The organism is Nocardia sp. NPDC057353, assembly GCF_042667085.1.
Classification (GTDB): domain Bacteria; phylum Actinomycetota; class Actinomycetes; order Mycobacteriales; family Mycobacteriaceae; genus Nocardia.
Window position 1 is genome coordinate 33,468 of sequence record NZ_JBHVAK010000057.1, and the last position, 10,211, is coordinate 43,678.

Below are 10,211 nucleotides of genomic sequence, written 5' to 3' on the forward strand. Positions count from 1 at the left end.
GACATGGCATCGGTGGTCGTGCCGCACGTGATTTCGCAATGCGTCGAGGAGTGACCTTTTGACAACCGAAAAGCAAGGCGGGCAGGGGGACTCGGCCACGACCTGGCCGGTGAGCCCGTACCAGCGGGACGTGCTCGGCGTCGCCTTCAGGATGGCGCCGGAGCCGGTGGCCCAGGCGGTGCTCAGTTTCCGGATCGACGAACCGCTCGATCTGCCGCGGCTGCAGGCCTGCTGGGAGCGGGTGCTGCGCGGCGACGATTCGCTGCGGCTGCGGTTCGGCTTCGAGGGCGGCGAGTTCCGGCAGTGGGTGAGCGAGGACATCCCGCCGGTGCGGGTCGCCGACCTGACCGGCGACCCGGACCCGGAGGCCGCGGGGCAGCGCTGGATGTGGCAGGAGGTCGGCGCCGCCGACACCCCCGAGTACCCGGCCCGGCTGGCCGCCGTGGTGGACCGACCCGACCGGTTCTACCTCTTCGTCTCGGTGCACCACGCCATGATGGACGGCTACGGCCTGAACCTGCTGATCGCCCAGCTGGACTCGGCCTACCGGATGACCGACGTGCCGCTCGACCAGCTGGCCCAGCCCGAGCCGGTCACCGAGTACACCGACCGCTCCGCCGCCACCTACCGCGCCATCGCCGAGGCCGACGCCGCCTACCTGGGGTCGGCGGAGTACGAGAGCGACCGCGCCACCCTGCTCGCGAACCTGGACGGGGTGCGCCCCGCGCTCTTCCCCGGCCGCTCCGGCCGCCCGCTGGTGGTGCGCGGCCACTACGGCACGATGATCCCCGGCGAGTTCATGGACCGGGTGCGGGCCACCGGGTTCAGCGTCTACGCCTACACCGCCGCGGCGTTGGCCGCCTGGCTCACCGCGGTGCACCGCACCGACGAGGTGGTGGTCGGCGTCCCCATGCTGAACCGGACCACCCCGGAGACCTTCCGCACCCTCGGGCACCGCACCAATGCCGTCCCGCTGCGCGTCCGGGTCGACCGCGAGCAGCCGCTCTCCGCGCTCGCCGCGCAGGTGGCGCAGCAGATCAAGGCCGGAAAGCGGCACCAGCGCTTCCCCTTCGGCGACCTCACCAAGGCGCTCGCCGCCGACCCGACGGCGCCGCCGCTCTACGACGTCTCCTACTCCTTCACCAAGCTGCCGGACGCGCCGTACGTGCAGGAGCTGCTCGCCAAGTGCGCCATGCTCAACCCGGGCCCCGGCCAGGAGGCGCTGAGCATCGTGGTCGCGGAGAGCGGCAGCGACGGCTCGGTGACGCTGCAGCTGCTCTACGACACCGACGTCTTCGACGATCACCTGCGGATCGAGTCCGCGCTGAGCTCGTTCGGCGCGCTGCTCACCGCCGCGCTCGCCGCCCCGGAGACGCCGATCGGCGCGCTGCCGCTGGTCGGCACCCGCACCGCCGAGCGGATCGCGGGCTGGGAGGCGGGCCCGCGCGCCGAGTTCCCGTACACCACGCTGGACCGGCAGCTGCTCGAGCAGGTCGAGGCCGGTCCGGAGCGGATCGCGGTGCTGCCCGCCGAGCCGGGCGCCGACCTGCTGAGCTACGGCGAGCTCGCCGCCGCCGCGGCCGGGATCGCCGCCAGGCTGGCCGATCTCGGCGCCACCGGCGACGACTGCGTGCCCGTCGTGCTGCCCCGCTCCACCGCCATGCTGGCCGCGGTGCACGGCATCGTCCGGGCGGGCTGCGCCTACGTGCCGCTCGACCCCGCCTACCCGGCCGCCCGGATCGAGACGGTGCTGCGCGACTGCGGCGCCCGCTTCGTGCTGGCCGACGCCGAGCACGACCGGGTGTACCGGCGGCTCGGGGTCACCCGGATCGCGCCGGACGAGGTGCGGCCGCTGCCGCGCGGGGTGGAGAACCGCTCACACCCGGCCGGGCTCGCCTACGTCATCTACACCTCGGGCTCCACCGGCGTGCCCAAGGGCGTGCAGATCGAGCACCGCTCCGTGGTCAACCGGCTCGCCTGGATGCAGCGCCGCTACCCGCTGACCGGCGCCGACGTCATCCTGCAGAAGACGCCTGCGACCTTCGACGTCTCGGTGTGGGAGCTGTTCTGGTGGGCCGGGGTCGGCGCCGCGGTCGCGCTGCTGGAGCCGGGCGGCGAGCGCGACCCGCGCCGCATCCTGGCCGCGGTGCAGCAGCACGGCGTCACCGTGCTGCACTTCGTCCCCTCCATGCTCGCCGCCTTCCTGGACGAGCTGGAGGCGGACCGGGACGCGGTGCACCGGCTCGGCACGCTGCGGCTGGTGTTCTGCAGCGGCGAGGAGCTGCCCCCCGCACTGGTCCAGCGGCTGCGCACCGCCTACGCCGCGGCCCGCCTCGAGCCGCCGCAGCTGGTGAACCTGTACGGCCCCACCGAGGGCACCGTCGACGTCTCGTACTTCGACGTGCCGCGCCGGGAGCCGGTGCCGGTGGTGCCGATCGGGCGGCCGATCGACAATATCGACCTGCTGGTCCTCGACGACCACGGCCGCAGGCTGCCGCCCGGCATCGCGGGTGAGCTGAACATCGCGGGCATCGGCGTGGGGCGCGGGTACCGGAACCGGCCCGAGCTCACCGCGGCCGCCTTCGTCACCGACCGCGCGGTGCCGGGCAGGCGCCGCTACCGCACCGGCGACCTGGCCCGCTGGCGCGTCGACGGCACGCTGGAGTACCTGGGCCGCTTCGACGACCAGGTGAAGATCCGCGGCAACCGGGTGACGCTCGGCGAGGTGCGCAGCGCGCTGCTCGGCTGCCCCGGCGTGCGGGCCGCCGCGGTGCTGGACGAGCGCGACGGCCACAGCGCGCACCTGCTCGGCTACTACGTCGGCGAGGCGACCGCGGCCGGGATCGAGTCCTGGCTGGCCGAGCGGTTGCCGCGGTACATGGTGCCGAGCAGGCTGCTCCGGGTCTCCCGGATCCCGCTCACCGCCAGCGGCAAGCTGGACCGGCGGGCGCTGGCCGCCGAGGTCGCCGAGGCGCAGGAGTCCGCGGTCGGGCCGCGCACCCCCGTCGAGGCCGCGCTGGCCGCGGTCTGGTGCGAGCTGCTCGGCGTCGAGCGGATCGGCGTGCACGACAATTTCTTCACGCACGGCGGCGACTCCATCCTGGCGCTCAGCATGCGCACCGCCGCCGAGCGCGCCGGGCTGCGCTTCGAGGTCGACGCCTTCTACCAGCGCCCGACCATCGCCGGGCTGGCCGATGTGGTCGCCGCCGGGCCGTCGGCGCTGGTCGCCCCGGTCACCACCGCGCTGGAGACGGTGCCGCTCATCGATCGCGCCGCGCTGAACCGCGTCGAGGACGCCTTCCCGGCCACGGCGCTGCAGCTCGGCATGCTCTACCACAGCATCGAGCGGGCGGGGTCGGTCACCTACAAGGACGTCTTCCGCTACCGGCTGGAGCTGCCCTGGCGGGAGGCCGAGTTCCGCACCGCCTTCGAGGGGCTGGTGCGCAGGCAGCCCGCGCTGCGCTCGTCCTTCGAGCTGAGCCGGTACTCGGTGCCGCTGCAGGTGGTGCACGCCGACCCGCTGCACCGGCTGACCGTCGTCGACCTCGCCGCGAGCGAGCGGCACGTCGCCGACGCCGCGGTCGAGGAGTACGTGCGGCAGCGCAGCCACGCCGACTACGACCCGGCGGTCGCCCCGCTGCACGAGGCGCGGGTCTTCCTGCGCGACACCACCGGCGAGCGCACCGTGCTCGACTTCGTGCTCAGCTTCCACCACGCGCTGCTCGACGGCTGGAGCGTCGCCACCGCGGTGCTCGAGCTGCTGCAGGACTACCTGCACCGGATCGGCAGCGGCGGTGCCCCGATCGACCCGGAGCCGCACCCGGCGACCGTGCTCGCCGAGTACGCGCGGGCCGAGACCGTCGCCGCGCAGGACGAGGCCGCGCGCGAGTTCTGGCGCGAAAGCATGGCGGGCGCCGAGCCGACCGCGCTGATCCCGCTGCGCGCCAACCAGCCCGCGGGCGCCGCCCCGGCGCGGGCGCGGGCGCTGGTGCCGCGCGCGCTCGCCGAGCGGGTCGCGGCCTTCGCCGCCGCGCACCAGGTGCCGGAGAAGGCGGTCTACCTGGCCGCGCACTGCCTGAGCCTGCGGGTGCTGACCGGCCGTCCGGACGTCACCACCGGTGTGGTCGGCCACGGCCGCCCGGACCGGGCCGGTGCCGAACGGGTCGCTGGGCTCTTCCTCAACACGCTGCCGATCCGGCTGGAGGCGACCGCGACCACCTGGCTGGACGCGGTGCTCCGGATCGCCGAGCGGGAGCGCGCCGCCTACCCGCACCGGCGGTACCCGCTGCGCGCCATCCTGGCCGAGGGCGGCCCGGTCTTCGAGACCGCCTTCAACTACGTCAACTACCACCTGCTCGCCCCGCTGCTCGGCTCGGACGCGGTGCGCATCGGCGAGCTCGACGCCCGCGAGGACACCAATTTCCAGCTGCTGGTCACCGTGGCCGCGGACCCGCGCGACGGCAGGCAGTGGCTGCGGGTGGACGGCGACGCCGGGCTCACCGGCGACCAGTGCGAGACCGTCGCGCGCACCGTGCTGCGCATGCTGGAGGGCATCGTCGCCGACCCGTACGGCGTCGCGGGCCCCGCCACCGCGCGCGATGTCGGCACCCTGGTGTTCGAGGCGGCCGCGCTGCACCCGGACACCGTCGCGCTGGCGGGCGACACCGGCGGGATCACCTACGCCGAGCTCGTCGAGCGGGTGGAGGCGCTGACCCGCGGGCTGACCGCCGCTGGCATCGCCCGCGGCGACCGGGTCGGCATCCTGATGAACCGCCGCCCGGAGCTGGTGCTGCTCGTCCTCGCGCTGGCCCGGCTCGGGGTCACCTGCGTGCCGCTCGACGTCGGGTACCCGCCGGTCCGGCTGAACCTGATGATCGACCGGGCGCGCCCACACCGGGTGATCGCCGACGCCGAGCACGCCGCCATCGTCGCCGAACCCGCACTGGTCCTCGACGCCGCCGCGGTCCTCGCCGCCGCCGCGCCGCCTGCCCTGGGCACTTCGCTGCCTGCCGGCGCCCCACCGACCGGGGCAGCGCCGCTGCCCGCCGCCGCCCCGTCGGCCGCGGCGGGCACGCAGGCCGGGCGTCCGGCGCCACCCGCGGCCGGGCCGCCACTACCCCCGGTGCCGCCGGAGGCCGTCGCCTACGTGCTCTTCACCTCCGGCTCGACCGGCGAGCCGAAGGGCGTCGCCATGCCGCACCGCGGCCTGACCGCGCTGGTGGAGTGGCAGAACCGCACCGCGTCCGGGCTCGGCCCGGCGAGCACGCTGCAGCTGGCGCCGCTCAGCTTCGACGTCTCCTTCCAGGAGATCTTCAGCACGCTGGCCGCAGGCTCCACCCTGCGGGTCAGCGCGGCCGACCTGCGCGCCGACGTGGAGCAGCTGCTCGACACCGTGATCGAGGACGGGATCGAGCGGCTCTTCCTGCCCTACGTCGCGCTGCAGGCCTTCGCCGAGGCGGCGGTGGCGCGGCAGCGCTTCCCGGCCGCGCTGCGGGTGCTGGTGTCGTCGGGGGAGCAGCTGCGCATCACCGACGAGATCCGCGCGCTCTGCGCGGCGGTGCCGGGGCTGCTGCTGGAGAACCAGTACGGCCCCACCGAATCGCATGTCGCCACCACCTTCGCGCTGCGCGGCCCGGCCGCCGAGTACCCGGCGCTTCCCCCGATCGGCCGGGCGGTCCCCGGTGACTCGGTGGAGCTGCTCGACCTCGCGCTGCGCCCGGTGCCGGACGGCGTGATCGGCGAGCTGTACCTGGCCGGGCGCACCCTCGCGCAGGGCTACCACGCCCGCCCCGCGCTCACCGCCCAGCGCTTCGTCGCGGGCCACGGCGGCGCGATCAGGTACCGCACCGGCGATCTCGGGCTGCGGCTGCACACCGGCGACGTGGTCTGCCTCGGCCGCAGCGACAGCCAGGTCAAGATCCGCGGCTTCCGGGTGGAGCCCGCCGAGGTGGAGATCGCCATCCACGCGCTGGTGGACCGGTTCCCCGGGATCACCGACGCGGCCGTGGTCGCGCGCGGCTACGGCGGCATCGACGGCGCGCTGATCGCCTTCCTGGTCGGCGACCCGGCCGTCACCGACCAGAGCGCGCTGCGCCAGCAGCTGCGCGCGGTGCTGCCCGCGCACATGGTGCCGAGCCGCTTCACCTGGGTGGCCGAGCTGCCGACCACCCCGAGCGGCAAGCGGGACGACGCCGCGCTGCGCGCGCTGGCCGCCGCCGCGCCGGAGCAGGCGGGCGAGCGGCGCGAGCCGAGCGACGAGTACGAGCGCAGCGCGGTCGAGCTGCTCGCCGAGTTCGCCGGGCTGCGCGAGATCGGCCCGGACGACGACTTCTTCGCGGCGGGCGGCACCTCCATCGGCGCCATGCGCGTGGTGCTCGGGCTCTCCCGCCGCTGGGGCGCCGAGGTGCCGCTGGACGCCTTCGTCGGCGCGCCCACCGCGGCCGGGCTGGCCGCGCTGCTGCGCTCCGGCTCGGTGCGGCGCACCTTCGACCCGCTGGTGCCGATCACCGTGCCCGCCGCCGAGCGGAGGGGCAAAGCGCCGGTCTTCCTGGTGCACCCGATCGGCGGCAATGTGCTCTGCTACCTGGCGCTCGCCAGGCACCTGGACCCGGAGCGGCCGGTCTACGCACTGCAGGCGGCGGGCGCCGAGCCGGGCAGCACGCCGGAGAAGTCGATCGCAGGCATGGCCGCCGCTTACCTGGAGGCGGTCCGCCGGGTGCGCCCGAACGGCCCGTACCACCTGGCGGGGTGGTCCTTCGGCGGGACCGTCGCGCTGGAGATGGCGCGGCAGCTGCCCGCGACCGAGGTCGCCGGGGTCACGCTGCTCGACACCATGGCGCTGCGCAGGCTGCAACACCGGGAGCAGATCGCCGAGGAGCAGCTGATCCGCTGGTTCTTCCTGGAGCTGATCTGGTATGCCCGCGGCGAGGAGGCGGTGCTGACCGAGTTCGAGCCGGAGGTGCGCGGCGCCGAGGCGCTCTTCGACGTCGTGCTCGCCGAGGCGATCGAGTCCGGAATCCTGCCCGCGGAGAGCTCGCCGCAGGCCATCCGGCGGCTCTACGACGTGTTCCACGCCAACTACGTGGCGCTGCTGGAGTACGAGCTGACCCCGGTCGACCGGGACATCACGCTGCTGCGCGCGGAGGGCGAGCTGCCGCCCGGCGTCGACTTCGCGCACCGCATGGTCGGCAGCATGTTCGACAGCGACAACAACGGCTGGGCGCCGTACACCGGCGGCGCCTTCGAGGTGGTGCCGGTGCCGGGCGACCACCTGAACATGATGGTCGAGCCGCACGTCGCCGAGGTCGCGGCCCGATTGAACGAGGTGCTCGCCGCCGCGGATCGCCGCTGACCAGGGGGTATGTGCGGCGCGGCGGGGCAACCGGCGCCGCACGCCCCCGGTGACCGGTGGAAGCCGCTGCCGCGCAGCGGCTTCCACCCGCCGTTTGCTGCACCGGACCCCGGGTACCCGACCTCGGAGACCGGGAGGTGAACCATGCCGGATGTGGCGATGCGCGCGAAGTTCCGCCCGATCGATTGGTCGGGGAGCCCGAGGGTGCTGCGCAGAGGCACCTGGTGGGGCGTGCTCAAGCGGGTGGTCGGCGAGTTCCAGCGGGACAATGTCACCGACTGGGCCGCCGCGCTCACCTACTACAGCGTGCTCTCGGTCTTCCCGGCCATCATCGTGCTCACCGCGCTGCTCGGCTCGCTCGGCCCGACCGCCACCGGCGAGCTCATCGACACCATCCGCGAGCTCGGGCCGGGCAGCGGCACCGACCTGCTGGTGAACGCGGTGAACGAGCTGCAGAACAGCCAGTCCGCCGCGGGCCCGCTCGCGATCATCGGCATCGCCACCGCGCTCTGGACCGCCTCCGGCTACATCGGCGCCTTCATCCGTGCCGCCAACGCCATCTACGAGGTCGAGGAGGGGCGGCCGATCTGGAAGACCGTCCCGGTGCGGCTCGGGCTCACCGCGGCCATGGTCGCGCTGCTCGGCATCGTCGCGCTCGGCGTGGTCGCCACCGGCTCGGTGGCGGAGTGGGTCGGCAACCGGCTCGGCATCGGCTCCGCCGCGGTGACCGCGTGGGACATCCTCAAGTGGCCGGTACTGGCAATCCTGATGAGCCTGGCCATCGCGCTGCTCTACTGGGCCGCGCCGAACGCCAAGCAGCCCGGCTTCACCTGGATCACGCCCGGCAGCGTGCTCGCGGTGCTGGTGTGGATCGTCGCCTCCGCCGGATTCACGCTCTACGTGGCGAACTTCGGCTCCTACAACAAGGTGTACGGCTCGCTGGCGGGCGCGGTGATCTTCCTGGTCTGGCTCTGGATCACCAATATCGCGGTGCTGCTCGGCGCCGAGTTCAATGCCGAGATCGCCCGCGGCAGGCGGATCGAGCAGGGGCTGCCGCCGGACGAGGAGCCCTTCCTCCCGCTCCGCGACATCCCGGACAACCAGAAGGAGAAGCAGCCATGAGCAGGGACGACAGCACGCCCGGCGAGGAGCGGATCGCCGAGATCGCCGCCGACGTGCGCGCGAGCGGGGCCGACCACACCGACGAGTCGGTGCAGGTGGCGGCCGAGCGCGCGGGCGAGATCCGCGAGCAGGCCGAGGAACTGGTGCAGCGGGGGCAGACCGCCGCGCTCGACCCCACCCGCCGCCCCTGGGTGCCCAAGGTGCTGCTCGGCTCCGTCGCCGGGCTGGTGACCTGGCGGATCTTCCGCAGGCACCGGTAGTTCAGGGCCGCAGCACCGAGACCAGGAAGTCCGTCTGGTCCCGCACCACCTGCTCGAAGACATCGTCGAAGTAGACGTCGAAGTGCCCGACCGGGTACCGCTTCACCACCGCGTGCTTGGTGCGCTCCGCGGCCCGCAGCGTCGGCTTCACCGGCGCCACCGAATCGTTGTCCGCCACCGTGTACAGCACCGGCATGTGCAGCTTCTTCGCCCGCTTCCCCGGCGCGTCGAAGAGCACCGAGAAGGCTGCCCGCGCCGCCACTTTCGGCTGGTAGCGCTCGCTCTCCTCGGCCAGCCTGCCGAACCCGGCGGGCACGTCGGCCGCGCTCATCAGCGCAGCGGCCCGCTTGCGCCCGCCCAGCCGGATCCCGATCGGCTTGCGCCGCACCGGCCCGATCAGCGCGTCGGTCACCGCGACCGTGGTCACCTTGGTCAGGCTGATCGGCCCCTTGCGCAGCCCGGCGGCGACGCCGCTGGTGAACGGCACCTGCGCCACCACCGCGGCCAGGTAGCTGTCCTCCGGCGCGACGGTCAGCACGTGGCCGCCGCCGAAGGAGGTGCCCCACAGCGCGATCCGGGTGCGGTCGAAGCCCCGGATGGTGCGCGCGAAGGCGATCGCCGCCCGCCAGTCGTCGCGCTGCCTGCCGATGCTGAGCCACTGCCGCGGCGTCCCCCCGCTCGCCCCGAAGTGCCGGTAGTCGAAGACCAGCACCCCCATCCCGGCGGCGGCGAAGCGCCGGGCGTACCGGTCCAGCCCCATCTCCCGATTGGCCCCGAGGCCGTGTCCCATGATCACCAGCGGGCGGGGCTTCGGGGCGCCGTCCGGGCGGTAGAGCCAAGCGGCACAGTGATCGCTGCCCGACGGGAAGCTGACCTCGACACGTTCCATGGCACATCACGGTACCGAGTACGCTGTAGCGGCGGGCGAGTCGGCCGGGCGGCCGCGGCGGTGGGAACGGGCACCTCGGTGCCGCTGCCCGCCGCCGAGGAAAGTCCGGACTCCGCAGAGCAGGGCGGTTGCTAACGGCAACCCGGGGTGACCCGCGGGACAGTGCCACAGAGAACAGACCGCCCATGGCCCCTCGGGGCCGTGTGGTGAGGGTGAAACGGTGCGGTAAGAGCGCACCAGCGCCCCGGGTGACCGGGGCGGCTCGGTAAACCCCGCCCGGAGCAAGGTCGAAGGCCGCACCGCTCGCGGTGCGGCTGCGCAGGTGTTCGAGGGCTGCTCGCCCGAGCCTGCGGGTGGACCGCTCGAGGCACCCGGCGACGGTGTGTCCAGATGGATGGCCGCCCCCCGGTGCGAACCGGGGACAGGATCCGGCTTACAGGCCGGCTCGCCCGCTCGGCCTGCCGTGGCCCGCCCGGAACCGGGCGGGGCCCCGCCGGGTCCCCCGGGCCGGGGTGCTGGCCCCAAAGGTTACCACGGGGATATGGGGGGGGCCCCGGGGGGTTTAAACAAAAATGGCCGGCGCCCGCCC

4 protein-coding genes and 1 other RNA gene are annotated in these 10,211 nt (G+C 74.1%); 4 read left to right on the forward strand and 1 reads right to left on the reverse strand.

The annotated features are described in order from the left end of the window. The first annotated feature begins 58 nt into the window (after positions 1–58). The 3 genes from ACFUUZ_RS25230 to ACFUUZ_RS25240 all read left to right on the forward strand — a co-directional run bounded on the left by ACFUUZ_RS25230 (position 59) and on the right by ACFUUZ_RS25240 (position 8,733). Complete coding sequence (locus ACFUUZ_RS25230) at positions 59–7,351, forward strand: amino acid adenylation domain-containing protein (RefSeq protein ID WP_378700276.1); 7,293 nt, start codon at positions 59–61, stop codon at positions 7,349–7,351. A 144-nt stretch (positions 7,352–7,495) separates the two neighbouring features. Then, entirely contained in the window at positions 7,496–8,473 is a 978-nt protein-coding gene (locus ACFUUZ_RS25235) for a YihY/virulence factor BrkB family protein (protein ID WP_378700278.1), read from the forward strand. After that, on the forward strand, positions 8,470–8,733 hold the full coding sequence (locus tag ACFUUZ_RS25240; protein WP_378700280.1) for a hypothetical protein: 264 nt from the start codon (positions 8,470–8,472) through the stop codon (positions 8,731–8,733). Before ACFUUZ_RS25235 ends, ACFUUZ_RS25240 begins: the two co-directional genes overlap by 4 nt. 1 nt (position 8,734) lies before the next feature. Here ACFUUZ_RS25240 and ACFUUZ_RS25245 read toward each other — a convergent pair whose 3' ends face one another. Then, a complete protein-coding gene (locus ACFUUZ_RS25245) occupies positions 8,735–9,622 on the reverse strand; it encodes an alpha/beta hydrolase (RefSeq protein ID WP_378700282.1) in 888 nt (295 codons plus the stop codon). 36 nt (positions 9,623–9,658) lie between these two features. Here ACFUUZ_RS25245 and rnpB point away from each other — a divergent pair. Next, positions 9,659–10,074, forward strand: an RNA gene (rnpB, locus tag ACFUUZ_RS25250) — RNase P RNA component class A. The last annotated feature ends 137 nt before the right edge of the window (positions 10,075–10,211 follow it).